Below are 26,643 nucleotides of genomic sequence, written 5' to 3'. Positions count from 1 at the left end.
ATGATTGATTTTGAGGCAATTAAGTTGGAAGAACTAAAGAAATTAATTCTAAAAAATGATGCCACAGTAGAAATGAAAAAGGGTGATGTAATGGCTGCCAAAAATGTGGATGTTTTTCTGCAAGACGGCGTGTTCAAATATGCCTTTACCATGGCTCAAAATCATATAAGTTTTCATTCAATGGTTATGTATTCTTCGCCAGAAATTTATGAGCTTACCAAAAAATTATTTGGCAAAATTGGAAAACTGCAAAAGGGATGTGTCAATTTTAAAAACCTTGAAAGCATTGACGTCAACCTTTTTGATGAACTAATGCAGGCATCTGCCAAAGCTGATTTTTCGGTGGTAATGAGCCGATATAAGAAATAATTTCTTAAAGTTTTTCCATTCTTCGCCCAATGTCAATCAATTTTTTAACATCGTTCGGATGCCCAACTTCGTTGTCAGGCCCTTCGGTTCTGCCAAGCCTAACTATAACCATATTGCTTTCGGGCATTACAAAAATGTATTGACCCTGAATGCCACGGGCATAAAAAAGCTGCCCTCCATCTATGTTTCCGCACCACCATTGATAGCCATAAATGCGGCAATCGCCACCGCTCTGAAACTCCAATTTTGCTGGAGTTGTAGCTGCCTCAAAATAGTCGCTTTTTATCAGTGTGTCACCATTTACAATGCCTTTGTTTAAATATAGTAATCCAAATTTTGCATAGTCTCGGGCATTGCTATTAAAGCAGCAAAAGGCTTTTTCAGGGCCATTTTCTCTGTAAATGCTCCAAAATGCATCATGCTCTGCACCAATGGGTTGCCACAGTTTTTCATTGGCAAGTTCTGAAAGTGTTTTGCCATAAACCTTGTTTAAAATAAAGCCCAAAAGTTGGGTGTTGGCACTTTGGTAATCAAAGTATTTGCCCGACTCGTGGTCAACTTTATAGCGTTTGTGTACTTCTTCGATGTTTTGGCCATAAAGGCTGCGAGCCGCATAACCAAAAGGGTTGATGTAGCTTTCGTCAAAATTAAATCCAGTACTCATGGTCAGGCAGTTTTTAATGGTCACTTTTTCATTTCTGTATTCAGGAAGATAGTTGCCAATGGGGTCATCCACACTTTTAATCAAACCTTCTTTTATGGCACAGCCGATGAGGTGGCTGACGATGCTCTTAGCCATGCTCCAACTGTTGGTGTGCGATGTGTCAGAATAATTTTCCCAATATTTTTCAAAAAGGATTTTACCGTTGTGCACCACCAAATAGGCTGCAGTTTCATAGTCTGTAAGATATTTTTCCTCAGCTTCTGTTAGTGATAGTTTTCCAAAATTTGTTGCCATTTGCCACGATACGGGCTGGGTAGATGCTTTTACGGTGCGATTTTGATAGATGTTAAATTCATCGATTGATGGACCTAAACGTCCTTTGAAAATAGTGTGTCGGAGCATAAAAAACATATAGTCATTTCCAGAGATTAGAATAAATCCTACAATCAAAACAACCAAAACGCCAATGAAAATGGCCAACCGTTTAACCCATTTTAAAACTGATTTCATATCTACCAACTATCAGATTTCTTACGTCAAATGTAGGTTATTGAAAGAACAATGGTTCTATGCCGCATCACTTTCGGTATATTATGTGTCGAAAGTTTTACAATTATTTTTGAAGGCCGACACTCCGAATTTTAAGCTAAAATCATTTCCAGAAATTAAAACAGCTTCTAAATCATTACGTATCTTCGCGGCCTCTAACAAAGATTAGCAAATGTCGGAAATGCACTATAATCATCGGTTTATTGAACACAAATGGCAACAAATTTGGCGTGACAAAAAACTTTATGAGGTAAAAAGTGATTTGTCGAAACCGAAGTATTATGTACTGGATATGTTTCCGTACCCTTCGGGTGCGGGGCTTCATGTGGGGCATCCGCTGGGCTACATAGCTTCCGACATTATCAGCCGATTTAAACGACTAAATGGTTTTAATGTGTTGCACCCAATGGGTTATGATGCCTTTGGTTTGCCCGCCGAACAATATGCCATACAAACCGGTCAACATCCGGCCATCACTACCGAAGATAATATCAAACGCTATCGGCATCAAATGGATAGAGTAGGGTTTAGCTTTGACTGGAGTAGAGAAATACGCACGTGCGACCCAGACTATTACAAATGGACTCAATGGATTTTTAAGCAGCTTTTTTCGCATTGGTATAATGCCAAGTCGAACAAAGCCGAGCATATAGACAATTTGGTGGCCATTTTTGAAAACGAGGGAAATGTGAATGTGCAGCATTGTGGTGGAGAGGTAGAGTTGTTTATTGCCGACGATTGGTTGTCGTTTGACGCTGCCGAAAAGGAGGCTATATTGCAGCATTATCGGTTGGCATTTATGCAAGAAACCACTGTAAACTGGTGTGAGGAGCTGGGTACTGTTTTGGCCAACGAAGAGGTAAAAGACGGCCTTTCGGAAAGAGGTGGATATCCGGTAATTAAAAAACCTATGAAACAATGGTTTTTGCGAATAACCGCCTACTCAGAAAGATTGCTTCAAGGTTTGGAAAAAATTGATTGGAGCGACTCCATAAAAGAAATACAACGAAACTGGATAGGAAAAAGCAAAGGTGCATCGGTGTTTTTTCAAATAGACGGTAAATCGGAGAAATTAGAAATATTTACCACAAGACCCGATACCATATTTGGAGCAACCTTTATGGTAATAGCACCAGAGCATGAGTGGGTTTCGCAACTTATTACTTCTGCCCAAAAAGAAGAGGCCGAAGCCTATGTAGAATGGGCTAAAAATCGTTCGGAAAGAGAGCGAATGAGTGAAGTGAAAAAAGTGACAGGAGTTTTTTCAGGCTCGTATTGCATACACCCTTTCTCTGGTGAAAAACTGCCTATTTGGATTGCCGATTATGTGCTTGGTGGATACGGAACTGGGGCAGTTATGGCCGTTCCGGCACACGATAGCCGCGACCATGCATTTGCCAAAAAATTTAATTTGCCCATCGTTCAGGTCATTGAGAATGATGCCGCCAATGTGCAAGAAGAATCATTCGATTCAAAAACCGGAAAATGTATAAACTCCGATTTCTTGAATGGATTGGACGTTTTGGAGGCCATAACAACTTGTATTTCTAAAATTGAAGAAAGAAAACTTGGGAAGGGCAAAACCAATTTCAAATTGAGAGATGCCGGTTTTGGTCGTCAACGATATTGGGGAGAACCAATTCCGATTGTTTTTCAAGCAGGAGTGCCAAAATTGATTTCGGATAATGATTTGCCGCTCGAATTGCCGGAAGTGCAGAGCTACAAGCCAACCGGAACGGGTGAGTCGCCGTTGGCATCGGTAAAATCTTGGGTAAAAACCCCAGAAGGAAAACGGGAAACCGATACCATGCCGGGTTGGGCAGGAAGTAGTTGGTATTTTCTAAGATATATGGATCCCGAAAATGAAAATGTATTGGCATCGGCTGATGCCATTCGATATTGGAATCAGGTGGATTTGTATGTCGGAGGTTCTGAACACGCCACAGGCCACCTATTGTATAGCCGATTTTGGACCAAATTTTTGTTTGATATTGGAGTTGTACCCTTTGACGAACCTTTCAAAAAATTGGTAAATCAAGGCATGATACAAGGCATTGTTGAATCTCTGTATATGAAAAAAGAGAAACAAGACGGCAAGGCCGTTTTTGTGAGTGCCGACTTGGTTGAAAATCTGGATGATTATACACCGATACCCGTATTTGTTGATTTTGTGAGCGACTATGAAAAAACTGACTCAAAATCTTTTTTGGATTTGAACGGATTGAATAAGTTTCGTGATTGGCGACCTGAATTTTTTAAATCGGTTTTTGAGTGTTCTAACGGACACTACGAAGAAGGAATTTTTGAGCCAAAATCGACCGACTTTGATCCGATATTCTATACCAAATCAGAAATCGGCAAAATGTCGAAATCGAAATTTAATGTGGTAAATCCGGATGATATTTGTGAGGAATATGGAGCCGATACGCTTCGTTTGTATGAAATGTTTTTGGGGCCTTTGGAAGATTCAAAACCCTGGAGCATCAGCGGCATAGACGGAGTTTACCGATTCTTGAAAAAAGTTTGGAAATTGTTTGTAGGTGCCAATGGAGCATACATTCCTGTTGCGGGCGAGGCTGATAAAAAATCGCTAAAAACACTCCACACGTGCATCAAAAAAATTACCGATGATGTCAATCGAATTTCGTTAAACACGTGTGTCAGCAGCTTTATGATTGCCGTAAATGAGTTTAACGAACAAAATTGCACGAATAAAGAAGTGCTGGAGCAATTTTTGATTTTGCTCTCGCCTTTTGCACCCCATATATGCGAAGAGCTTTGGAGCATAGCCGGAAACGAAAACTCGATTGTTTTTGCCAAATGGCCATTATTTAACGAACAATTTTTGGTAGAAAGCAGCAAGGTGTATCCTATTTCTATCAATGGTAAAACCCGCACAAACATTGAATTACCCTTGAATCTTACAAAAGAAGAAATTGAGGTTGCGGTGTTAAAAGATGAAACCGTGCAAAAATGTATCGATGGGAACTTTCCTAAAAAAGTGATTGTGGTGCCGGGTAGAATCGTGAATATAGTGGTATAGCTCATAAGTGGCATTAACAAATCTAAATACGCACATTTTATGTCTCAAATCTCATTGATAAAAGCACATTTTGAAGAAGCTCAATTGGTATTGCAGCAATTTTTAAATGACAATACCCATTTTGAAAAAATAGAAAAAGCCGGAAAATTAATGGCCGATGCCATAAAGTCGGGTGGTAAAATTATTTCGTGTGGCAATGGAGGAAGTATGTGCGATGCCATGCACTTTGCCGAGGAGTTGAGCGGAAGATATAGGGAAAACAGAAAGGCTTTACCGGCAGTTAGCATCAGCGATGCTTCGCATATATCGTGCGTGGGCAATGATTATGGCTACGATTTTATTTTTTCCAGATACCTTGAAGCATTGGGAAATAAAGGCGATGTGCTACTTGCCATAAGCACCAGCGGAAACTCCAAAAACGTGCTAAATGCTATTGAAACTGCCAAACAAAAAGGAATTTTAGTGGTGGGGCTTACCGGAAAAGATGGTGGCAAAATGGCCGAGCTGTGCGATGTGGAGATTCGTGCCCCAAAATCAAACTATGCCGATAGAGCTCAAGAAATTCACATAAAAATTATTCATAGTTTGATTGATTATATCGAGAGAAACGTGTTGGAATAACTACCGGAAAACAACGGAAACGGGTTATTTCCCAAACTTATATTTTACTCCAAAATTAATAGCAAAGAAATCAATTCTGTTTACAAAGTCTTTGTTTGAAAACGACATCCTAATTCCACTTTCTGCACCTATACCCAGATAAATTGGTGTTTTTTGAGCCATTCTGTAATACATGTGAACCGAAGCCGATGCAGTAAACCCATAAATTGTGGGTATTTTTAAATTGGCGTATTTTGAAAGGGGCTCTCTTCGATTTTCCATTTTTACGCCATTTATATCGTAAATATACAAATCGTTTATTTGTACATAATATGAGGAAGCTATTTTATTGTAATCGAAATATTCGCTTACCAATTGAACTTCTCTCGCTAAACTTTGAAACCAAGAAAAGTTGGCCGACATATTAACATCATATCTGCGGTTTGTAAAACTTTTCTGTATAGAAGTTTCAATGCTCAACGCCTTTTGAACCTCAATAGGACATGTAACTTTCACGTAACGTGGAAAAACAAAGGTTCTATCGGGTTGATTGTATGCAGTAATCGTTACAGTATCATAGAGGCCATTGTAAACAAAATATTTAGTAACATCATTGCCATACCACCAATCTGTCGGCACGTAGGTTCCCAAAGGATGAAGCCCGAGGCCAAAGCCCACATCGAACGATTTTTTCTTAGTTTTTGGGTAATGAATGGGTTTGAAGATTTTTAATGATATGGTAGAAAATGCCCTCCACGATGAATAGCCGTAATAATCGAAATAATAGAAATCATCAACGTAATAGCCGTATTGAACATTTATTGGTATTTCATTGGTTGGAGTGGCATCAGCTAAATGATTGGGGTCGTTTTGAAAATCCGCATTCTCTATGGCTTTGTCCAAATAATCGTTGTTGTAAGAAAAATTAAAAACATTGGTTGGGCTAAGATTGAATTGAATTTCCGAATTTTTAAAAAACTTCTTAAAACCATTTTGTGCCTGTGCTAAATGAACAAACAAAAAAAGCTGCAAGATTAAAAGAAGAGGCCGTTTCATACTCAACAAAATTAGCATTATAAACCATTTAATGATTTCATATTTTTATCAAATTTGCAGGGTGCAACAAATTTCGAGTCTCAAAAATCCGCTGATAAAAAAAATACAGTCTCTGAATAAAAAAAGAGGCCGAGAAAGCAATCATCTTTTTTTGGTGGAAGGAATACGCGAGGTTGAGCTTGCTATTGAAAGCGGTTTGCATCCAACTGAAATGTTATTTAATCATTGTTGGGCAAATGATGATTTGGAGGCTTATGCCGAAAAAGTCGAGTGTGAAAAGCAATTTTTGCTTGATGAACAGGTTTTTGAAAAAATAAGCTACAGAAGCAGTGTGCCAAATGTGTTGGCCACTTTCTCATTGTTCAACACTCGTTTGGACAATTTGAAATTACCAAAAAATAGTATAGTTCTTGTGTTGGAGTCTATTGAAAAACCGGGCAATTTGGGTGCAATTTTTCGCACTGCCGATGCTGCAGGAGTTGATGCTATTATAATTGCCAATGCAAATACCGATTTTTACAACCCAAATGTAATTAGAGCCAGTCTGGGCACGGTTTTTACCGTTCCGTTTGCAATATGTTCAAACGAAGCCTGTTTGCAGTTTTTAGCTGAAAATAGATTCAACATATTCAGTACGTATCTGGAAGGTGCCATTCCACATTTTGAGGTTGATATGTCAAAAAATACAGCCATTGTTATGGGCAGCGAAGCCTTTGGCATCACCAATTTTTGGGTTGAAAATGCCCATAAATGTATAAAAATACCCATGCTCGGCAAGGCGGATTCCATGAACGTTTCTACAGCCACAGCCGTTGTGGTGTATGAGGCGGTACGACAACGAAATAAAAAAGCCTAACTTTCGGCCATGTTAGAAAATTTGAAACTCGAAAATATTTTGGTTTTGGATATAGAAACCGTTCCGGCCACCGAAAAATTTGAAAAATTGGACGAACGCTGGCAAAAATTGTGGCAGCACAAGGCTCAATACCTGGTGGTAGAAGGCCAAACTGCCGAAGAAATTTACAATAGAGCCGGAATTTATGCCGAATTCGGAAAAATTGTCTGCATAAGTGTGGGTGTTTTTTTTAGACAAAGCGATAGTTACCATTTTAAAATCAAAAGTTTTTCAGGGGATGATGAAAGGGTTCTTCTCCTAGAATTTTGCAACCTGTTGAATGCCGGTTTTAGTGGAGCCAATAAAGCACTTTGTGCCCACAACGGAAAAGAATTTGACTTTCCCTATTTGTCGAGAAGAATGTTGGTGCATGGCATTAAATTGCCCATGTTGCTCAATACCGCCGGAAGAAAACCGTGGGAAGTAAACCATATTGACACCATGCAGCTTTGGAAATTTGGTGATTTTAAAAGTTACACTTCACTCGATTTATTAGCGGCCACCTTCAATATTCCAACTCCAAAAGATGATATAGACGGCAGCATGGTTTGGCAAGTTTATTATGAAGAACATGATTTGGAGCGAATAAAAACATATTGCCAAAAAGATGTCGTTACGCTGGCAAATGTGCTTCTCAGGTTTGTGGGGCTGCCTTTATTGTCTCAAACCGAACTGCATTTTGCTTGAGAAAACAAAATAAGGTAGTTTTTGCAGCGTTTTCTTCCTTAAACGGTCTTACTTATATAAATTTGTAGCGTTGTGACCCGTTTCAGGTTCATAGTATCCATCATATTTGTGGTATTGACATTACTTGTCAATGCACAACCTCCCACCGTGCATACTTCTAACCTTGCAGCTTCAGAGGTATATTGTAACCAATTAAAGTTGAGTTGGACCGACGGAAATGGAGATGCCAGAATTGTGTTTATTAGAGAAGATACAGCAGTTTCCTTAGTACCCTCTTCAACAAAAACATACACTGCCGACCCTAATTTTAAAACCAGTCAAAATGCCGACCCAACCGGCAAATCGGTTACGAAGGTGGTATATGACAACGGCGGTGGATATGTGTATGTGACCGGGTTAAAAAAGAATACCACGTACTATTTTGCTGTTTATGAATACAACATTAATTCAGGTACCTATGAGTATTTGACCACTGGAAGTTATGCAACGCTTAGCGTTAAAACAGAAAATATAGTTGCAGCCTTTTCGATAAACGATACATACCAATGCTTGTCTGGCAATAGTGTTACTACCTCAAATTCATCAAGCAATTCGTTGGGTTTAAGCATGACCTATGAGTGGGATTTTGGAGATGGCAGCACCAAACAAACAAGTACCAATGCATCGAGAGTTTATACCAAAGGTGGAATTTTTGACATTACATTAACGGCTACTGCAACAGGGTGCAAAACGTCAACTATTCTGAGAGATACGATTCTTATTCCATATAAGGTTGATTTTAAAATTAGTGACACCATTGACGGCAACGACAGCATCAGATGTTTTGGTAGTAACGTTTTTGTTTTTGACAATAAATCAAATTTGCCAAACCCACCTATATACGGTTTGTATGATGGCACAAAATATCTTTGGCACACATCTACCAATGTTAAAGGAAATTATGAGAACTTCCAATACACCACCAGTGCATCAGGCTATTTTGATGTAACATTGGTAATGGGCAGAAAGGTTAGCCCAAAAGGGGAGTATTGCTACGATAGTATAACGCACCGATACTTTGTGCTGCCGCCCACCATTGATAGCTCTAAGGTTCATTTTAGTGATACGGCTCTTTGCCTAAATACCAATAAATTTACCTTTTCTCAAAGCGGAAACAATATTATTTCCACCCTCTGGAAATTTGGTGATGGAAACACTTCTACCAATAATCCAGCAACTTGGACTTACAACTCTGTTGGTAAATTTCAGGTTACCTGCGAGGTGGAAGATATTAATGGGTGTAAAGCCAGTTTTTCGGATACCGTTGAGGTACTTGCTCCGCCCGACAATACGGTGGCCGGGCTAAAAACGGAATACTGTTTGAATGAAGTTAATTCGGTGCAATTGCAGCCCAAATTGAGTGGAGGATATTTTTATGGTGCGGGTGTGGATGCTGCAAACTCAACCTTTTCGCCTGATAAAGTCGGTACGTTTGATTTTTTCTATGTGTACACCATTGGCAATTGTAAAGACACTTTTCCAATGACTACTACTGTATTGGCTCGACCAAGTTTTAATTTGGGAAAAGATACATTGTTGTGCAAGGGTACAGATATTGTCTTACAGGTTGATTCGGCAGGTTTAAATTATTTGTGGGATGATGGCAGCACCAATCAAACCCGAACAGTTTCAAGTGGTGGAACTTATTGGGCTCAGGGTAGCAACGGGAAATGTAACTTTAGAGATACCATTAAAATTAGGCAAGTGGTATTGCCAAAAATGAATTTGGGTAACGACACATCCATTTGCGGTGGAGAATATGTTGATCTCAACGTAGTGGCAGATGCCGGAACCATTTTGTGGAGCGACGGCAACACCCAATTTTCTCGGCAGGCAACCCAATCAGGCTTGTATGTGGCCACCGTTACTCACCCTTGCGGGGTAGTTTCGGATAGTATTAAAATTGATATTTTACCCACGGCTTGCGAAATATTTATACCAAACGTTTTCTCACCCAATCGAGATGATTTGAACGAGGATTTCTACCCAAAAGGTTTATTTGTTTTTACAAGTATGCTCATTTTTGACGAGTACGGTCAGCAAATATTCGAATCTTATGAGGAAGGAAAAGGCTGGGATGGTACTGTAAATGGAAAGGTGGTAATGCCGGGTGCTTATTACTTTATCATTCACTATCAACTGCCCGAAGGCGGAACTTATGTGAAAAAGTTAGCCTCGGGTCCTGTTTACGTAGTCTATTAATCTGAATTCTTTTTCTTAATTTTTTCTATTTCAACATATAATTTACACCAACCGCTACACCCATCTGCCACAACCTTATTTTTGTAAAATCATCTTTTGCCGAAACCAACAAAGGAAAGGTAAAATTGGGTTGAACACTAAAGTCAGACCGCTCCGAAAGTTTATACTCCATGCGGCTTCCAATATTTAAACTAACATTAAAAAGGTCGGGTTTGTAATAGTTAGATACCTTAAACGTGTTGTTTCCATCCACCGAAAAGCCTTTTAAAAAAATAGCCATTTTGTCTGCATATCTCAAATCAAATTCAACACCTGATGCAAATTCAAAATACATTTTATTCATAAATAACTTTCTACTATAAACTTTCTGAAAAATAACCGGAATAGAGATGTATCGATATTTCATGTGGTAATAGGCATTTTTTTCGTTGGTGGTTTGCGATAAATCTTTCAGCCATCCTACTTCTGGATGTATGGTGTCGTGAAATTTTAAACCTGAACGAACCCGAGTAAAACTTCGACCTTTATACTCCAAACCAACCTGAATTTTGGTGTATTTGTCGAGACTTATTAGATATTTTATGCCTCCGCTCCAATTTTGTCGCCATTTATCAGCGTTTGAAAATGAATCTTTTAGAAGGGTAGAGGAGGTACTCAATTGCCGATAGCCAATTCCGGGAGTCAGATATCCTTCAATTCTTCCTTGAGCGAAAGTGGTAGTAAAAAGAATAAGTCCAAAAGCGACGAGGGTAAATTTTTTAAGCACCTTTACGATTTAAATAAAATGATTCTGCAAAAATAGATAACAATGTTTGAGCAAGACGATTAGATTGCGATATTCGTCTCAAACAATGTAGAAAAAATGAAAAAACTGGTGGTGCTGACCGGAGCGGGCATGAGTGCAGAAAGCGGGATACAAACATTTAGAGGCAACAATGGCCTGTGGGAAGGGTATGATGTAATGAAAGTGGCAAGCCCAGAAGGTTGGAGAGAAGATAAAGCGTTGGTTTTGGAATTTTACAATCAACGAAGAAAAAATGTGCTGGAATCAAAGCCCAATGCCGGACATTTTATTTTGAAAGAACTGGAGCAATTTGTTGAGGTTTGGATTATTACCCAAAATATTGACAATCTGCATGAACGTGCCGGAAGTTCGAACATTATCCACCTGCATGGGGAGATAACAAAAGGAAGAAGCACAGTGGATGACCGTTTGGTATTTGAATTAGATAAGCCAACCATCGAGCTTGGCGACAAATGCCCCAAAGGAAGTCAGGTAAGGCCGCATATTGTGTGGTTTGGCGAGCAAGTGCCCATGATAGAACCTGCCGTAGAAATTGTGGGTCAGGCGGATATTTTGTTGGTTATTGGCACCAGTATGGCGGTTTACCCTGCAGCTGGTTTAGTGCAATTTGCACCTGCTCATTGTCCCATTTTTTTGATAGATCCCGATGAAAACCATGAATCTACAAAACAATTTAAGCACATTGTGGCTGGAGCAAGCAAAGGATTGGAAATTTTTAGAGATGAGTTTTTAGGGAAATTTATTGATTAGTCTTGGGTTTAGAAAAGTTAAACTTAAACGCATAAAAAAAGGCATTAGCCTCGAAAGTAGGAATTACTGTTTTGTTGTTTAGCAAACCTATTCCAACTTTTATAGAATCGGCCTTTTTTTCAAAGTATCTTTTGTATCCAATGTTGATTCCGGGAATAAAATTAATTGAACCTATGGTGCTGACTCCGGCAGTATAATAGCGATAAGATGTCCTTTTTTTAATTTTATAAATATCAACATCTCCAAAAAGACCAGCTGCCAAATCTCCATCAAAGTAGCCAACGCGAACTCCTGTGGTTATTCTGTTAAAACTAAATCCTATAGAGGAGAAAATGCCAATGTCGGGAACCGTTGATGCACCCAAATTAAAAAATGGATTGTGGTTATGATAGACGGCATTTTCGGTGGTATCTTTTGTTTGAATTGATCGAATTTCTTCCATATTCAAATCACGAAATTTGAAAATATGAACGTTGTATGATAACTCACCATACGGGGTAAAACTATTGGAAAATTTCAATGCCGCCAGGCCCGGAATAGATTCCAATGCAATTCCAATTTTTGTGTTTATGCTGTGATAGCCATTTATTTTATAATGGTTTAATCCTATTTGCCAAAGGTAGAAGTAGTCGTCACGGACACTATAGTTATCATAATAAAAGTTGTCGAAAGATGCTGTGAAATAGGTTTTGTAAGCTGGGTGTATGTCCAAACGAAATATGTTGAGGCCAATTTGAAAGTCAGTACCAAAGCCAATTTTATTCTGGTAATTATCCAACGTGAACCCCCTAAAATAAAATCGACCAACAGAACAGCCAATGTTTGGAGCAACATGAAATAAATGGCCACCCCCAAAACCGACACCAGCCGATGGATTGAAATTCTTTCCAAGAAAATTTAAAACGCCCAAGGTTATAGGGTGGTCACTTTTTAACTCAAGACCCTCATAAAACGGCTTTTGCAGTTTGAAAATGTAAAGGTCGTACGATATTTTGAAAAATGGGTAACTGCTTTGTCCAACAACCGGACTTCGCCACAATATAGGTCTTTGCCAATCAAAAGCAACACCCATTTTGGCCGAAAATTGATGCCGACTGTTGAGTTTATAACGTGATACACCCATTCCAAAGGCATGAGTAAAGTGATTATCAAAGGTTGTTTGTTGAGCCATCATACGGACAAGGGTGGCATCAAAAGTGGTTTTTAAGTAATACTTAGTGCTTTCATTTGTGTGAAATGGAAACAAATCCAAGTCAATTTCTAATTTTTTTAAGAGGTCATCATTCTTTTTCTGACTGTAAAAACCAGCCACTTGCAATCGACCAACCCTTGCTTTTACAGCTGGGTAAAAATGGAAGGGGGCAGGATTTTGTATGTTGCTTGACAAGCCAATGTTGAAGTTGTTGTTTAAGGCACTTTTGTTGGTTTTGAGAAAACTATCCAGTGTCTGGGCTTGGGCAGGGTTAAACCACATCATGCAAAGAGTCAGTATTACGCGGAATATTGGTCGCATTGCACAAATATACCAAACGCACAAAACTTTAAGAATTCAATTCTAAAAGCCTTGTATCTTCGCAACCTAAATGTACGCAATTCTTAAAAAAATACTGTTTCAGATGGATGCCGAAAAGGCACATCATTTTGTAACAAAAATGCTTTTGTGGTTGAATAAATTTGGCCTTTTCGGTATTGTCAAACAATTGTTGATTGGCCAGTTAAAAAACCAGAAACAGCAGGTGGCAGGGCTCACATTTAGGAATAAACTTGGTTTGGCTGCGGGTTTTGATAAAAATGCTGAATACCTCGAGGTGATGGATAAACTGGGCTTTGGTTTTGTTGAAATTGGTACAATCACGCCCAAGCCTCAATCGGGTAATGACAAGCCCCGATTGTTTAGATTAAAAAGGGATCATGCACTTTTAAACCGTATGGGTTTTAACAACGAGGGCATGGATACGGCAGTCAAAAGGTTAAGCGGTTTTAGAGCCAAATTCCCCAAAACTGATTTAATTGTAGGCGGCAATATTGGCAAAAACAAAGTTACTCCCAACGAAAATGCCCATGAAGATTATGCCAAATGTTACGAATGTCTTTACACGTATGTTGATTATTTTGTCGTAAACGTGAGTTCACCGAACACACCGAATCTGAGAGAGTTGCAAGACAAAGATGCCTTGAAAACCATTTTTGAAGCCATAAGAAAGGTGGACGAAAAAATGAAAAATAAAGTGCCAAAACCGTTATTCGTAAAAATATCGCCCGACAATTCTTTTAGTCAAATTGATGATATTTTGGATTTGGTAGAGGCGTATGGTTTGGCTGGAATTGTAGCAACCAATACAACCATTTCTCGCGATAATTTATTGACAAATTCACTGGAAGTTGAAACTTTAGGAGCAGGTGGCCTCAGCGGAAAACCCGTTAAAAAGCGTTCAACTGAAGTAGTTAGATACATCCGGTCAAAAAATAATTCGATAATCATTATTGGTGTTGGTGGCATTGAAACCGCAACCGATGCCAATGAAAAACTAAATGCGGGAGCTAATTTGATACAGGTTTATTCTGGGTTTATTTATGCCGGACCCAAAATTATTTCGGAGATTGTGAATGGGGTGAAATAATTAAACACGTTTGCAGGAATACGCCTGTAGGAACACGCCTCGAGGCGTGTTCCTACAGGCGTGTTAAAATCAAATCATTAATGTTTTGCCAAATAATCAGCAACACCGCTATGCGTAGCGTTCATGGCATCTTTCCCTTCTTCCCAGTTGGCAGGACATACCTCGCCATGTGTTTCAAGATGAATTAGGGCATCCAACATTCGCATGGCCTCGTTCACGTTTCTACCCAATGGCAAATCATTCACTATTTGGTGTCTAACAACGCCCTTTTTGTCAATCAAAAACAGACCTCTATAGGCTATCATTGGGCCGGTGGCGGCAAGATGTTCGTTTTCGTCATAGCCATATTCTCCGGCCAAAACACCATAATTGATGCTCACGGTTTTTGTGGTGTCGGCCACTATTGGGTAGGTAATTCCTTGAATACCACCTTGATCTTTGCTCATTTGCAACCATCCCCAGTGAGATTCTTCGGTGTCGGTGCTACAGGCCACAATTTCGCAACCTTTGGCTTTAAATTCAGCTAATTTTTCTTGAAATGCGTGCAACTCTGTCGGACATACAAAGGTAAAATCTTTTGGATAGAAGAAGAATATTACATACTTCTCTCCTTTGTATTGATCGAGTGTGAAGTTTTCTACAACTTCTTCGCCATTAATAACCGCCGGTGCAACAAACGACGGAGCATTTTTTCCTACTAATACAGACATTTTTTTATTTTTTTTTGGCAAAAATAGATGCGACCACCTAAAGCCCCAAACTATTTCCTATAAGTTGTTTTTATATCTGAATTGATTGGAGAAATAGGCCATGATTGAGGCTGTTGGATAAATCACATTGTTTTGCGGGTAGTAAACCGAATTACATCTTTTTCTAATTCTGTATCCCTGCCAATAAAAGCATTTAGCTGTTTTACTACCATTCGGTCGGTGCGAGATGCAGTAGAAATAAGTTGAATACCTGTTTCTTTGATGAAACTTTTATTTTCTTCGCTGGTCACATTTATCTTTTTCAGACATTCGATAAACTGCTTTGTTTTGCTCAAGTTTGGTAGTTTTTGGTGAATGTCTTTAAGGGTTGACATCAATTGATCTTCATTTTTTTCTTCCTGGAAATATTTAGTCAAATAGGATAATGCAGATTTATCTTTTAATAGGTTCCAAGCCTCCAAAAGGTAGTTTTGGCCTCTTCTAAAATCATGAAGTTTATCTTTGCACAAACGCTCAGCCAGCAAAAAATTATGAGTTTTGGCGGCCTTCCCTATGGCTCTTTCAAAGTATTTTGTGGCACTCGTGGGTTGGCCAATACGCATATACAAATCGCCACATTCTTCGTAGTTTTCAAGCTCCTCAAATATTTCTATAGCATTTAGATACATCGAGGCATTTTTAAAACAATCCGCAGCGGCATGTTTATCATCCAAAAGTTTGATGTATGTAGAGGCAGCTTTTTCAAACATTTTCCCCGATTCGTATGCTTTGGCACCATCCCGATATTGTTTTAGTAGTTTGATATAAACATAAGCCGCTTTTTCATAATCTCCTTTTTCCAAATAGGCACGTGCCATTTTCTGATATTTGGTTCTAAGATCTTCAAGAGCTTTATCTCCCAATAAAATACTACCCCCATTTCCGCTGCTACTACCTCCAAACAACTTGAACAATGAAAATCCGCCCATGCTCCAAGCACTGGGTAGTCCGCTCCGCTCGTGGTTGTCAGATATGGGCATTGCATACTTTAAGGCCAAATCAGGGTTTGATTCTATCATTTTCATTAGTTTTTCCATCTCACGCATGTTTCGCTCCTTCAGTTGGTTGTAATCAAACGACATTCGTGAGGCTGATTTCTTAAAAATACCTTGTGCGATTTTACCCAGTTTGTCAAAAAAATGATTGGCTCTCTTAAAGGGGTCACTTTGTTTGTCGGAGTCATTTTTTTGAGGCGGTTCATCCGTTTTTCGAGAGGTTGAACCGGCCTTTTTTTTGTCTCCCAACAGGTCTATCAGAAAATCATAAATCGACAATTTAATTTTTTCTTTTCCTGATAATGGAGGCTTCTTAGAATCAGGTTTGGTCATTTTTTCCAATTCAGTTATATGGTCAGAAATGTCAACCTTGGCTATTTTTATGGTTGATAATACTGTAGGAATTTTATAGGGTGTTTTAGGTTTTTGGGGAGGAATGGTGCTGCTTGCAGAAGTTATGTTTTGTTCGAAAGTGAATGGTTCGTTTAATTCAACCAAACCTATTTCCGGATGCATCAAATGCATGTTCCCGCTAAATAGGGTGTCTATTTCGGTTGCATTTAGCCTCGGAAAAATGTCCGTATATTCTGGTATAAAGAGCTGATTTCCTATTTGTTGCATCCGCTGATTTCGATGACGAATGTTTGAATTTATTGGATTTATTAACCAAACAAAACAACCCCAAACCGTATTGGCTTCATCGCCGGGCAAAGCAAACAATTCAAAATCCTGCCTTCTTAAGGGAAGTGCGTTTAATTCAATCAACCAATCGTGCATGTTTGCCGACCGAATGATAAATCCTGCAATAGGATGTTTGCTTTTATCTGCGGGTGTGAGTTTTAAGTTCATGTTCAATAATTGTATTTATAAATGGAAATAAAATTTGTTCTTCAAATTCTTCTTGTTCAAGAATGGTTAACATCTTGTTAGATTTGTCAGCAAAACTTTTAATTTTATAGGAAGTTTCGGTTTTGAACCTATTTTTTAGCCCCGCTGTCAATGTCGAGGCGTGACTCCATTTAACTATGAGAGGAGAATCCGTTGAGTCAAGAAAATCATTAACCCATTGATGAATCTTCGGAATAGGTATTTGATTTGTTTGATGTATGTAGTCTATCATCAATCGTTTTTCACCTCTTAGTTTTGTTATGTATAATTCCACCGTCTCGGGAGTCCACCTCTTATATACATCAATCATGGAAGTTTCCGAGATACATAAATGTTCTTGGGTAGCACAAATGGTAACATAGGGGTTTTTGTTTAGGTATATAGGCGGTACTTTATTATTGGAACTTTTAAGAATAAGGATACCACAATTTGTATCAATTATGCAACTGCCGTCGCTAAAAGTGTATTGGTCATTGTCGCGGTAACCAATTATCTCAAAATCTTTTTTCGATGTTAAGTGGCTTTTAAACTCGAAAAAGGAGAAGGCTGTATGAGTATTAAAACCTAATGAGTTGATTTTGATGTATTCGGGAGTTTCCCAAACGTGAGGAAGGAATTGTTCGATGCGAAAAAGATAACGAAGCGGGTATAACCCTATTTTTTTCATTGTTATACGTTTTCGAGCACTAACTTTTTTGTGTATTTTTCCAACATATCTCCAATCATGACTGATAAGTTTTAGATTTGAGTCAATGCTATAAACCTTATCCGAAACAGTAATAAAAAAGCTGTTTAAGTCAAAAAACACCTCAACTTCATCGCCTGGATAGCAAACTTTGATAGTGTCGTAGGTTTGATTTTTTTGTATGTTAGTAATCAAAACCTCGCCTCTATTTTCTAAATACTGAAACAGGAATATTTTTTTACCCAAAACAATGATGCCACAATGCTTGGTTTGGTAAGTCAAAGGTATTGGCCTGAAAAGATTGTTACGTATATCATCTTTATTTGGTTTTTCTCCCGTAAACCAACTCCATTGGGCAAATATGTGGGAACCCTGAATCAGAAATATTGTTTTTGGAGAAAGTACAATGTCATCTGCCCATTGGTTTGCAGGAAATAGAATAGGCACCGATTCCAAGGATAAATCAGAATGGTTGTAATATTTTTCTGGGGTTTCTATTACCTTTCTACTCCACGTTCTTTTTACGTCCAAATCCAGCATCATACTCTGTATTTTTCTTTTTCCGAGTTTGCCTTTCTCATACACGTGTAGGTTGCCGTTTCTTTCGGTGTGAATGATAAATTTGATTTTTTCACTCTGCTCGGTTAACCATACTTGCCACTCTTCGTATTGGATGGAGTGTTCGTGTATCAGCACAATTTCGTAATCTTTTTTTGCAGAAAGAGATTTAATAAGATTTGTGGCGGCAGTGGTTGAATGCAGATTTGTACTTACCGTTGACAGGGAGTTTTCAATCAGCATCGGATTTGGTGGGTTGGTTTCAATGGAGAAAAATGATTCTCCGCTCAAAACCCAAATTTCGCATCTTATATCGTTTTGTGGATGAATGGCCAACGCCAATGCAACGGCATAAGCCATTATTTTTGGGCTTCCCCAATTTTTTAGGCTTACATCAATAAGGATATATCTGGTTTTGTTGCTTCGTTTTGGGGGTGTCTCCCGTTCAAGATAAAGAGCCTCTTGGTTTGCCAATCGCAACATTAGGGTGTCGTCGTCATTGGCCAACTCCGATAATAATAGTCTGGATAAATCGCCTTTGTTGCTTATGTCGGCTGTGCCACCCATTGGCTGAATTCCGGGTTCGGAGTGATGTACCGGAATTCTCAAACCCGCAAGCAAACTCGGTATCAGTAGCCCAATTTTTTCTGTCTTTCTTTGGTCAATCAATTCATTTATGAACGTATCATTATTGGCAGGCAAAATGGGGGGTAGTGTGATTTTATTTCTTGGAATAACAAATGGATTGGAGTCGATGGCATCTTTAATGGATTTGGTGGTAGGAAATATGATTCTATAGAGAGGTTTAGAATTATTTAATATCCCATTTGCCCACCACTTTTCCGGCGGTTTATTTTCCGAAAATAATGTTCTATATTTTCCGAAGGCCTGAGCCAATGGTAGGTTGTCGGTATAAAAAGTATATTTTTCAGGTGCGTTTTTAAACAAGGTGTTAAAAAGTACGATTCTGTTTGCACTTGTTTTGTAAGATTCTGGCAATGCATGAATGTTTTGCAAGAACTTATAAAACTCGCCTCTGGTGCTAATAAGTTTACCGATTTGTTGCATTCCATCTTCATTGGTAGCCATTATTGCAAACAATAAGGGTGTTAATGGAGGCCGCCTGTCGTTTTCGAACGTTTCCAATACTTCCAAAAGATAATTGGTATAACAAATAGTTTTTCCGTCGAACTCAATTATTTGGGCATTTTCAGAATATTGCCAAAAGGGCGAATAGTTACTACCCGGCAGAAAGTAATCCTTGATATGTATTAGTTTTGATTTCATCTTATTAATTCTGCAAATGAATCTGGGGCAAGGTGGGTAAAATAGTCGAATGGAATGGCGGTATGACTGCCATCTAACTCCCATAACAACATCGAATCCTTTGATTTGCGAAAAACCTTGCGGATTGTATCTGCTAAAAGAGGGAATTCAAAATGATAACCTTCCGGCAGCAAATGAAACCCAAGTTGCCAGTAGCTTTTGCCCTGCATACTGGCCGAAGGACTACCAAAAACCAATGCTTCTTCACCAATTTGTACCCATTTAAGGTGGCCATATCTAAATCTGGGTACTCCAGTTATATAGTCTTTGAGTAAATTTAATGGAGAAAGAATTGCTTGAATGGGTTGTGGCGTGTCGTAGGGTGTCAAATTTATTGATAGTCTATCATGAATGCCGAAGAAATTGTGGTTGTATTTTGGCTTTGTAACAGGCAAAAAATGAGCTATTGGAGTCCACAAAACCTCGGGCACTTTGCCAGCCGGTAATCTGCTGTTTATAGGAAACAGAATGTTTGCCTCTTCCCTATAAATAACCAAATTTTTAATGGCAATAATCTGAGGAAGTTTAATGAAGTTTTCATCAAAGTCAGCAAGCCACAGGTTTTCTGCATCGGTGGCAACTCTGAGAAACGGATATTCTCTCAAAAAGTAGAGACTTTCCTTTTCATAATTTCGTATCTGAATGAAAAAACTCATACCGATTTAAGCATATTGCTCCATAGCAAATCCACTTTTTCCTGCAAAAAGGTGCGATGCTCTTTGTTGCTTACCCAGTTTACCCTCGATTGTAAATAACGAAGTTTGTCTTTCATCGTGTTTTGTTCATCCAGCGAAAGTTTGTCGTTTTGCCAGTTGTATAGCAGTTTGTCAATATCAGAAGCTAATTCCTCAGCATCCGGCAGCGTGTTTAATTTAGATTGTGGGTGTGCTTTTTCTGATGACGATTTTTCCAGTATTTGATTAACAATTCCCGCCAAAATTTCAATTTGCTCTTCTGTATCCCAAATGTATTTCAAAACCCACAAATCAGAAATCTCAGCTTGGTCGCGGCCACAAATAAGTGCACTTGATGCAATGAGATTCTGCAATTTCACGGCTCTGCGGTCGGATACTTTTACTCCGGCATTTCTAAGTCGATGAATGAGTTCTACATAAGTCTCCGTAATTAATGATAGGTCAATTTTAAGACAATGACTTTGCAGTTCCATAATTTCGTTTGGTGTTATGGTTGGCATATCGGTTTGGGTAGATTTTTCCAACGATCTGCCTTTTAATAAAACTTCGCCAATAAGGTCTGTGTCCACATAGTCGCATCTTACCCGCATCAAAAACCTATCCAGCAAGGCCGCTAATGCCTCATCTTCCGGGAGCAAGTTGCTCGCACTCACAAACATCAAAGTGGGCAGCTTTAGGGTTTCTTTGCCTCTTCTAAAAGTTCGCTCATTTAGAGAGGTCAGCAAACTATTTAATATGGCACTGTTGGCATTAAATATTTCGTCCAAAAACACCATGGAGGCTTCGGGCATCATGCCGTCGGTGTTTGTTACCAATTCGCCATCTTTAAGTTTACGTATGTCGAACGGGCCAAAAATTTCGTTGGGTTCGGTAAACCGCGTAAGCAGATATTCAAAGTTTTTGCCCTTTTCAATACACGCGGAAAGCATACGCACAATGGCCGATTTTGCCGTTCCTGGAGGGCCAAATAAAAAGGCATTCTCCCGAGCTATTAGGCTAATACCTAGTATATCTATAATTTCATTTTTGCCAACAAAAGAGTTTTTTAGGTAGTTTAAAACCTCCTGAAGTTTAATTAAATTTTGACTGTTCCCCATTTTTTTTCAGAATAAAGCTATACGTTGATTAGATTTGGCCAAAAGGTTTCTTGGTATAAGCCCATGGCATCTTTTGCGGCAGTGTGCCATGCTGGATGTCGAGCCAGATTTACATTTCTAAATGTAACAATTCGATTAATGTATTCTCTCGAAAGATGTGCATTTTTAACATAGAGATTAAAGTCAATTTCCTGATTATCAAATAGTTTTGTTATGGCTATTCCAGAAAAGTGCCACTTTCTCATTATTTGATATAGTTTGTCGATAAGCGGGTCTGATGGTTCAATTTTTCTAAGACTTTCAACAAGCATTGGCATAAAGCGTAAACAAAGGTCAGCACTTAAAACTGATGAGGCGTTGGGCTCGGCTTCATAATCAACAATGAATTCGTCAATGCTTGCAATGCTGTTTGCTCTGTATAAAATAAATTGGGCAGCATGATAAATCAGGCGTGCGGCCCATAGCGCAGCTTTGGCATCAAAAGGTGGAACATCGAGCAGGTAGCCATTTGTTTCAAGCTGATATTCATTTTCTAAAAAAAGTGCAACCTCGGTTTCTTCAGCACCGGCAATAAAAAAAATGTTCTGGTAAAGAACCAAACTACCATCTCGGCGAAGTTCTGTAATGGCTCTATAAAACAATTGTTGGCTCACTTTTTTTGTTGTTCTACAAATCAATTGAAATTTTATTAAAAATGCTATCAAAAAAATTGCGGAATGTTTCGTTCTGTGGCACCTCGCCTAATTCATAGCAAAAAAATTTTTAATGCGGGATAATTTGTTTTAATTCGAGCTAATTATCGTGTATATCAGTTGGTAAGATTACCCGACGTGCACTGCGGGAGGTCGTGGGTTCGAGTCCTACTGCGATAATTAGAGGATACCTTCTTCTAATGGTCAGGAAACTGGTGAACAAACCTGAAAAGCAAGTTCGATTCTTGCAGGTATCCTCATTTTTTGATCAACAATGGATAATCAAATAATAAAATTCAGTCAGGAAGAATGGGATGCATGCATGAAAGTGCTGGAATCTTTAGTGGAAGACCCCTTAAATAATCCTGATAATGATCGTTTTAAAAATATAATTTCAAAAATTTCTAAAAAGGCCAAAAAGCAATTGGCAAAGCAAAAAACCATAAACCTTGATAAAGAGTGGATAAATCCGAAGAAAATTGATAATGAGCTAATTTCATCAACTACAATCATTACCAACGCAAAAAATAACGCTTCTTATTTTACCCATAGCGATGATTCCAGACACATAATCTTTACGGAACTAAAGAATCCGAAACGCTGCTATATCTGCCACAATTTGTACAATCAGTTGCACTTTTTTTACCATAAACTGTGTCTGGAATGTGCAACCCTAAACTATGCAAACCGCTCGTTGGGCATCGAGTTGTCAGGTAAAACGGCCATTGTTACAGGTGGGAGAATAAAGGTTGGATTTGCAACGGCTTTGAGGTTGCTTCGGTGCAATGCTCGGGTTGTGGTTACCACCCGTTTTCCGGGAGCAGCTTGGAGTGAGTTTTCTAAAGAATCGGACTTTGCGGTCTGGAAAGACCGTTTGATTATTTATGGTTTAGATTTGAGGAATTTGAAGGCTGTGTATGACTTTGTTGAATTTTGCAAAAATCAATTGGAGTGTTTGGATATACTCATCAACAATGCGGCTCAAACCATCAAATATCCCATTGAATACTATTCCGGACTCATATCAAAAGAAGTTAAAAATATAGAGGCTGCAACCATTATGGTAGTAGCCAATTCTACACCAATTCAAAAGGAGGCAAATAAGTTTTTGCCGGAGTTGGAGAATTTTCCCCAAACCAAAAACAGATTTGGTCAGCCCATAGATTATCGGACAAAGAATAGCTGGAACTCCAAATTAGGTGAAATTGAATTGGAAGAACTGCTTGAAGTAAATCTGATCAACCAAATTTCGCCATACTTGCTTGTGTCGGAATTAAAACCGTTAATGATAAAACTGCCTCATCAACCTAAAATTATCGTGAATGTAACTTCGTCAGAAGGGCAGTTCAGTTATAAAAACAAAACGGTATTTCATCCTCATACAAACATGACTAAAGCGGCTTTGAATATGCTTACCAAAACATCTGCCTCTGATTTGGCTGGGTACAATATTTTTATGAATTCGGTTGACGTTGGCTGGATTTCAACCGGAGCATCTGAGGCCCGAAGAAATGACCAGTTCGAGAAATTACAAATTCCCCCCTTAGACCCAGTGGATGGAGCATCAAGAATAATGCACAATATTGTGCAGATTTTAAATGAAACACCTGAGTTTGGGTGTCTTTATAAGGATTACCAAAAAGTAGATTGGTAATAGGGCAATTAAATGGTCGCTATCACTTTTAGCTCAATGGCTATAGGTGTGGGCAAGCAATTGATTTCCAGCGTGGTGCGGCATGGTTGATTGTCTTTAAAGTATTCGGCATACAATCGATTGTATGTGGCAAAGTCATCTTTCATGTTGGTTAAAAAAACGGTTACATCCACAATGTTATCCCAACTGCTGCCGGAATCTTCCAATATGTATCGAATGTTTCTAAATACAGAGTGACATTGAGTCTCAATGTCGTAGGAAATTATTTTTCCATTCTCGTCCAATTCAACACCGGGTATTTTTTTGGTTCCCCGCTCTCTTGGGCCAACCCCGCTCAAAAACAATAGGTTGCCCACTTTTCGGGCATGCGGATATAAACCAACCGGTTCGGGGGCTTTTCCAGAATCAAATTTTTCGCTACTCATCTTCTATCGATATTTTCACTTCGTCACCCCGCGAAAATACTTCTTTGCTACCATTTGTAGTTCCATTTTTTGATGGGGAAGGTTTGGATGGTTCGGAGGTAGTTTTAGAAGTGGCATTGTTGGTTTCTTTGTTTTGAGTATTTCCGTTTCGGATTGTATTTCCGTTTGTTGATGTATTCGGCAGAGCGGTTACGGCTGGTTTAATGTTCATTCCGGTATTCCAAACGATGGCTTTATACGAAACCTGTTGCACTTCGGTATTTAGTTGCACGGCAGCATAAATGTTAGTAAGATCAGAACTAATATCTAATTGACGGATTCTTATTTTTTCATCAAAGAAAGATTCCACTTCTTCTCCGCTGTTTGCATCCCATATTTTTACCATCCCGTCTGTGCCTCCGGTAATTACGTATTTATTGTCGGGGCTAAAGGCTACAGAAGTAATCTTCCAACCATGTCCGGAAAGCACTTTTTTAGGTTTTCCATTACTCACATTCCAAATAATGGCTGTTTTGTCGCTACTTCCGGTCACCACCATAAGGTTGTCGTTACTACACGCCACGGCATTTATTTCATCCGTGTGGCCTTTAAACTCTCTAAGTAAACCGCCAAGCATGTTGTATTGCTTCAGATTTACAGATTCGTCGGCACAGTAAATCAATTGATTGTTGGGGCTTACAGCAATTTCATTTATAGGTATTTTGTTGTCGATGAATCGGCTGGTGCCTTTTACATAATAGCTGATAACAATTCTTCCATCGTCTCCGGCTGAGTATATAACACCTTTTAAAGAACCTGTTGCAATGCTGTTTATACCTGCATTGTGTACCATGCTCAGTTCTTTTACTTTTTCAACGTTATCGGGGTTTTCGGTGTTCCAAATAATAATTTTATAATCCTTCCCTCCTGATACAAGCATTTTTCCATCAGAGGTAAAACGCAGTGCCGAAACAGCGGCATTATGACCCGAAAGTTCCTGAATATAGGTGTGGGTAGAATCTGATTTAAAAAGCTGAATTTTCTTATCCCACGAGCCTGTGGCAACGATATTCTTACTTACGGCAATTGATTCTAAATCGTCTTGATGATTGCCAAAGTATTGCGGAATAGAATCTTTGGCGGCCATGGAAACAGAGAAAATTAATATCCCAAATCCCAACGAGAGCGTTTTTTTGATGATACTACACATAGCGTTTCAAAGGTAAAGATATACTTTTAACCTATTGTCTCTACGGTGTAAATAAAGTCAACGGTTTATGAACAATTGTGTGAATTAAAGTGATTTTCGATAATTTCTTATCAAAATAGCCCCCATATTTTTGTGTGGTGGAAGGTAATCGTCAAATCGTTCTTGCACCACCGAGTTTGAGCCAATTTTGCGTTTCACTTCTGGCCACAAAACTTCCCAGTTTAAGTCTTTTCCGGTACGAATGTATTCGCAAATCGTAAAAATCAATTCATTGTTTACATACATAGTTCCTACCTGTTTGCTCGAAATAATTTGAGCACTTGGAGCATAATCCAGTACCTTACTAATGTTGTTATACCCACCGCAAGAGCCAAGAATTACTAAGTCCGCATTGGGCGTAATGGTCTCGATAGTAATGTTGGCGTAATAACTGTGTCCTCTGTGAATAACGGCATCCGGGTAGCGTTTTGTTTCTTTAAACAAGGCGGCTAAATCATCCTGCCCATCATATTCGTCTTTGGCCTTATTGGCATAAATTTTTACTTTTTTCCCGGCAGTAGATTGGATAATAACATAATGACCTTTGTCTAATATTTGCCATCCGGGTCGTTGAAATGTGCCAACAAACGATGCGTAACTGGCCCAGCCGTCTTCATCATCAAAAAAGAAATGTTGTTGCACGTGTTCTCCTTTTTTAAACAAGTTTTCTGTGGCAATAGATACCAAACCGTCCAAATCTTCTTTAAGGCTTTCAGATTCTGAGTTTATGTGGAGTAGTTCTAACAATAGGCCATAGAGTTTTTGAGCTTCCACACTTGTCCAACGCACATTTTGATATTCTTTCTTTAAAGCGGTTTCAAAAATATTTTTAGTGGTATCATCTTTTAAACTGCCATAGGTGTCGGCCACGGCCACCGCTTGTTCCAGCGGATTTAGCTCTTTGTCTAACCCACCGATAAACGAATTAAAAAGAGACCGCCTTTCCCAAATGCTCATTTTTGATAAAAATTCGGGCAAAACATTGTATGCGGCACACATTTTTATGAATGTTCGGTATTTGTTTCTGCCCATATTATACAAAAATTCGTATGATGATTTTTCTTTCATACGTTGCATCATACGGTTAAAAAGTCCAAGAAAACTCGATGTATAAACCTCATCTTCGCCATACACCATCATGGTGTAGAGTTCGTAGGCCGTCATGTGAGAGGTGTCGCATAGTTTGAATCTTATTTCGTCTCTTTCTTCATGCAATTGGTTTACCTCACGCACTTTTTGTGTGGCTAAATAGGTCAGTTCATCATCCACCGAATATCCGCCCAAAATATCCTGATTAATGCGAAGTTTTAACAAATATTTAAACAAGGAATCCTTGTCACGCGTTATTTTGTCGGCTTCGCTGGCGGTTAG

The 26,643-nt window shown here is 38.8% G+C and carries 22 protein-coding genes and 1 tRNA gene; 10 read left to right on the top strand and 13 right to left on the bottom strand.

Annotation, left to right across the window (positions count from 1 at the left end; all coding sequences use genetic code 11):
- Entirely contained in the window at positions 1-369 is a 369-nt protein-coding gene (locus H6607_06415) for a hypothetical protein (protein MCB9261989.1), read from the top strand.
- A gap of 4 nt (positions 370-373) precedes the next feature.
- Here H6607_06415 and H6607_06410 read toward each other — a convergent pair whose 3' ends face one another.
- Positions 374-1,543, bottom strand: a complete 1,170-nt coding sequence (locus H6607_06410) for a serine hydrolase (GenBank protein ID MCB9261988.1) — start codon at positions 1,541-1,543, stop codon at positions 374-376.
- Positions 1,544-1,763: 220 nt separating this feature from the next.
- Here H6607_06410 and H6607_06405 point away from each other — a divergent pair, with 220 nt between their 5' ends.
- Together H6607_06405 and lpcA are read left to right on the top strand one after the other, a co-directional pair.
- Positions 1,764-4,625, top strand: coding sequence for a leucine--tRNA ligase (locus H6607_06405; GenBank protein MCB9261987.1), 2,862 nt, complete (start codon positions 1,764-1,766; stop codon positions 4,623-4,625).
- Positions 4,626-4,664: 39 nt separating this feature from the next.
- Entirely contained in the window at positions 4,665-5,246 is a 582-nt protein-coding gene (lpcA, locus tag H6607_06400; GenBank protein MCB9261986.1) for a D-sedoheptulose 7-phosphate isomerase, read from the top strand.
- Positions 5,247-5,270: 24 nt separating this feature from the next.
- Here the strand turns inward: lpcA and H6607_06395 are convergent, their stop codons facing one another.
- On the bottom strand, positions 5,271-6,281 hold the full coding sequence (locus H6607_06395; protein ID MCB9261985.1) for a hypothetical protein: 1,011 nt from the start codon (positions 6,279-6,281) through the stop codon (positions 5,271-5,273).
- A 31-nt stretch (positions 6,282-6,312) separates the two neighbouring features.
- Between H6607_06395 and H6607_06390 the strand changes: the two genes are divergently transcribed.
- From H6607_06390 to H6607_06380, 3 genes are all read left to right on the top strand, one after another.
- On the top strand, positions 6,313-7,137 hold the full coding sequence (locus tag H6607_06390; GenBank protein ID MCB9261984.1) for an RNA methyltransferase: 825 nt from the start codon (positions 6,313-6,315) through the stop codon (positions 7,135-7,137).
- 9 nt (positions 7,138-7,146) lie between these two features.
- Positions 7,147-7,863, top strand: coding sequence for a 3'-5' exonuclease (locus H6607_06385; protein MCB9261983.1), 717 nt, complete (start codon positions 7,147-7,149; stop codon positions 7,861-7,863).
- 114 nt (positions 7,864-7,977) lie between these two features.
- Positions 7,978-10,104 (top strand): gliding motility-associated C-terminal domain-containing protein, encoded by a 2,127-nt coding sequence (locus H6607_06380; protein MCB9261982.1) that lies wholly within the window; start codon positions 7,978-7,980, stop codon positions 10,102-10,104.
- Positions 10,105-10,129: 25 nt separating this feature from the next.
- Here the strand turns inward: H6607_06380 and H6607_06375 are convergent, their stop codons facing one another.
- A complete protein-coding gene (locus H6607_06375) occupies positions 10,130-10,870 on the bottom strand; it encodes a hypothetical protein (protein MCB9261981.1) in 741 nt (246 codons plus the stop codon).
- 96 nt (positions 10,871-10,966) lie between these two features.
- On the opposite strand from H6607_06375, the gene H6607_06370 reads away from it, so the two are divergent.
- On the top strand, positions 10,967-11,659 hold the full coding sequence (locus H6607_06370; GenBank protein MCB9261980.1) for an NAD-dependent deacylase: 693 nt from the start codon (positions 10,967-10,969) through the stop codon (positions 11,657-11,659).
- Here the strand turns inward: H6607_06370 and H6607_06365 are convergent.
- The gene (locus tag H6607_06365) at positions 11,649-13,172 is read right to left on the bottom strand and encodes a hypothetical protein (GenBank protein MCB9261979.1); all 1,524 of its coding nucleotides are present in this window, start codon (positions 13,170-13,172) and stop codon (positions 11,649-11,651) included. The two genes, H6607_06370 and H6607_06365, sit on opposite strands and share 11 nt — an antisense overlap.
- Before the next feature lie 70 nt (positions 13,173-13,242).
- Here H6607_06365 and H6607_06360 point away from each other — a divergent pair, with 70 nt between their 5' ends.
- The gene (locus tag H6607_06360) at positions 13,243-14,280 is read left to right on the top strand and encodes a quinone-dependent dihydroorotate dehydrogenase (protein MCB9261978.1); all 1,038 of its coding nucleotides are present in this window, start codon (positions 13,243-13,245) and stop codon (positions 14,278-14,280) included.
- Positions 14,281-14,357: 77 nt separating this feature from the next.
- Here the strand turns inward: H6607_06360 and H6607_06355 are convergent, their stop codons facing one another.
- The 6 genes from H6607_06355 to H6607_06330 all read right to left on the bottom strand — a co-directional run bounded on the left by H6607_06355 (position 14,358) and on the right by H6607_06330 (position 21,926).
- Positions 14,358-14,990 (bottom strand): peroxiredoxin, encoded by a 633-nt coding sequence (locus H6607_06355; GenBank protein MCB9261977.1) that lies wholly within the window; start codon positions 14,988-14,990, stop codon positions 14,358-14,360.
- A 122-nt stretch (positions 14,991-15,112) separates the two neighbouring features.
- Entirely contained in the window at positions 15,113-16,873 is a 1,761-nt protein-coding gene (locus H6607_06350; protein ID MCB9261976.1) for a hypothetical protein, read from the bottom strand.
- Positions 16,845-19,442, bottom strand: a complete 2,598-nt coding sequence (locus tag H6607_06345; GenBank protein ID MCB9261975.1) for a hypothetical protein — start codon at positions 19,440-19,442, stop codon at positions 16,845-16,847. The genes H6607_06350 and H6607_06345 overlap by 29 nt, the downstream gene beginning before the upstream one ends.
- The gene (locus H6607_06340; protein MCB9261974.1) at positions 19,439-20,137 is read right to left on the bottom strand and encodes a hypothetical protein; all 699 of its coding nucleotides are present in this window, start codon (positions 20,135-20,137) and stop codon (positions 19,439-19,441) included. Before H6607_06340 ends, H6607_06345 begins: the two co-directional genes overlap by 4 nt.
- Complete coding sequence (locus H6607_06335) at positions 20,134-21,273, bottom strand: AAA family ATPase (GenBank protein ID MCB9261973.1); 1,140 nt, start codon at positions 21,271-21,273, stop codon at positions 20,134-20,136. The genes H6607_06340 and H6607_06335 overlap by 4 nt, the downstream gene beginning before the upstream one ends.
- A 17-nt stretch (positions 21,274-21,290) precedes the next feature.
- Positions 21,291-21,926, bottom strand: a complete 636-nt coding sequence (locus tag H6607_06330; protein MCB9261972.1) for a hypothetical protein — start codon at positions 21,924-21,926, stop codon at positions 21,291-21,293.
- Positions 21,927-22,070: 144 nt separating this feature from the next.
- Between H6607_06330 and H6607_06325 the strand changes: the two genes are divergently transcribed.
- Positions 22,071-22,145: transfer RNA gene (locus tag H6607_06325), tRNA-Ala, on the top strand.
- A 94-nt stretch (positions 22,146-22,239) separates the two neighbouring features.
- On the top strand, positions 22,240-23,619 hold the full coding sequence (locus tag H6607_06320) for an SDR family oxidoreductase (protein ID MCB9261971.1): 1,380 nt from the start codon (positions 22,240-22,242) through the stop codon (positions 23,617-23,619).
- Positions 23,620-23,627: 8 nt separating this feature from the next.
- Here the strand turns inward: H6607_06320 and H6607_06315 are convergent, their stop codons facing one another.
- The 3 genes from H6607_06315 to H6607_06305 all read right to left on the bottom strand — a co-directional run.
- The gene (locus tag H6607_06315; GenBank protein ID MCB9261970.1) at positions 23,628-24,044 is read right to left on the bottom strand and encodes a RidA family protein; all 417 of its coding nucleotides are present in this window, start codon (positions 24,042-24,044) and stop codon (positions 23,628-23,630) included.
- Positions 24,037-25,233 carry a WD40 repeat domain-containing protein gene (locus H6607_06310; protein MCB9261969.1) on the bottom strand — a complete coding sequence of 399 codons (1,197 nt, stop codon included), beginning with the start codon at positions 25,231-25,233 and terminating at the stop codon, positions 24,037-24,039. The genes H6607_06315 and H6607_06310 overlap by 8 nt, the downstream gene beginning before the upstream one ends.
- A gap of 84 nt (positions 25,234-25,317) precedes the next feature.
- A partial coding sequence (locus tag H6607_06305) for a hypothetical protein (protein MCB9261968.1) occupies positions 25,318-26,643 on the bottom strand: 1,326 nt, incomplete at its 5' end.

It is taken from the genome of Flavobacteriales bacterium (assembly GCA_020635395.1).
Taxonomy (GTDB): domain Bacteria; phylum Bacteroidota; class Bacteroidia; order NS11-12g; family UBA9320; genus UBA987.
The sequence above is the reverse complement of the archived record's forward strand: the minus strand, read 5'-3'. Positions and strand labels throughout refer to the sequence as shown.

Coding starts and splice junctions, on each gene's coding strand:
- H6607_06415 (MCB9261989.1), top strand. CDS start 1: ATGATTGATTTTGAGGCAATTAAGTTGGAAGAACTAAAGAAATTAATT.
- H6607_06410 (MCB9261988.1), bottom strand. CDS start 1,543: ATGAAATCAGTTTTAAAATGGGTTAAACGGTTGGCCATTTTCATTGGC.
- H6607_06405 (MCB9261987.1), top strand. CDS start 1,764: ATGCACTATAATCATCGGTTTATTGAACACAAATGGCAACAAATTTGG.
- lpcA (MCB9261986.1), top strand. CDS start 4,665: ATGTCTCAAATCTCATTGATAAAAGCACATTTTGAAGAAGCTCAATTG.
- H6607_06395 (MCB9261985.1), bottom strand. CDS start 6,281: ATGAAACGGCCTCTTCTTTTAATCTTGCAGCTTTTTTTGTTTGTTCAT.
- H6607_06390 (MCB9261984.1), top strand. CDS start 6,313: ATGATTTCATATTTTTATCAAATTTGCAGGGTGCAACAAATTTCGAGT.
- H6607_06385 (MCB9261983.1), top strand. CDS start 7,147: ATGTTAGAAAATTTGAAACTCGAAAATATTTTGGTTTTGGATATAGAA.
- H6607_06370 (MCB9261980.1), top strand. CDS start 10,967: ATGAAAAAACTGGTGGTGCTGACCGGAGCGGGCATGAGTGCAGAAAGC.
- H6607_06365 (MCB9261979.1), bottom strand. CDS start 13,172: ATGCGACCAATATTCCGCGTAATACTGACTCTTTGCATGATGTGGTTT.
- H6607_06360 (MCB9261978.1), top strand. CDS start 13,243: ATGTACGCAATTCTTAAAAAAATACTGTTTCAGATGGATGCCGAAAAG.
- H6607_06355 (MCB9261977.1), bottom strand. CDS start 14,990: ATGTCTGTATTAGTAGGAAAAAATGCTCCGTCGTTTGTTGCACCGGCG.
- H6607_06350 (MCB9261976.1), bottom strand. CDS start 16,873: ATGAACTTAAAACTCACACCCGCAGATAAAAGCAAACATCCTATTGCA.
- H6607_06345 (MCB9261975.1), bottom strand. CDS start 19,442: ATGAAATCAAAACTAATACATATCAAGGATTACTTTCTGCCGGGTAGT.
- H6607_06340 (MCB9261974.1), bottom strand. CDS start 20,137: ATGAGTTTTTTCATTCAGATACGAAATTATGAAAAGGAAAGTCTCTAC.
- H6607_06335 (MCB9261973.1), bottom strand. CDS start 21,273: ATGGGGAACAGTCAAAATTTAATTAAACTTCAGGAGGTTTTAAACTAC.
- H6607_06320 (MCB9261971.1), top strand. CDS start 22,240: ATGGATAATCAAATAATAAAATTCAGTCAGGAAGAATGGGATGCATGC.
- H6607_06315 (MCB9261970.1), bottom strand. CDS start 24,044: ATGAGTAGCGAAAAATTTGATTCTGGAAAAGCCCCCGAACCGGTTGGT.
- H6607_06310 (MCB9261969.1), bottom strand. CDS start 25,233: ATGTGTAGTATCATCAAAAAAACGCTCTCGTTGGGATTTGGGATATTA.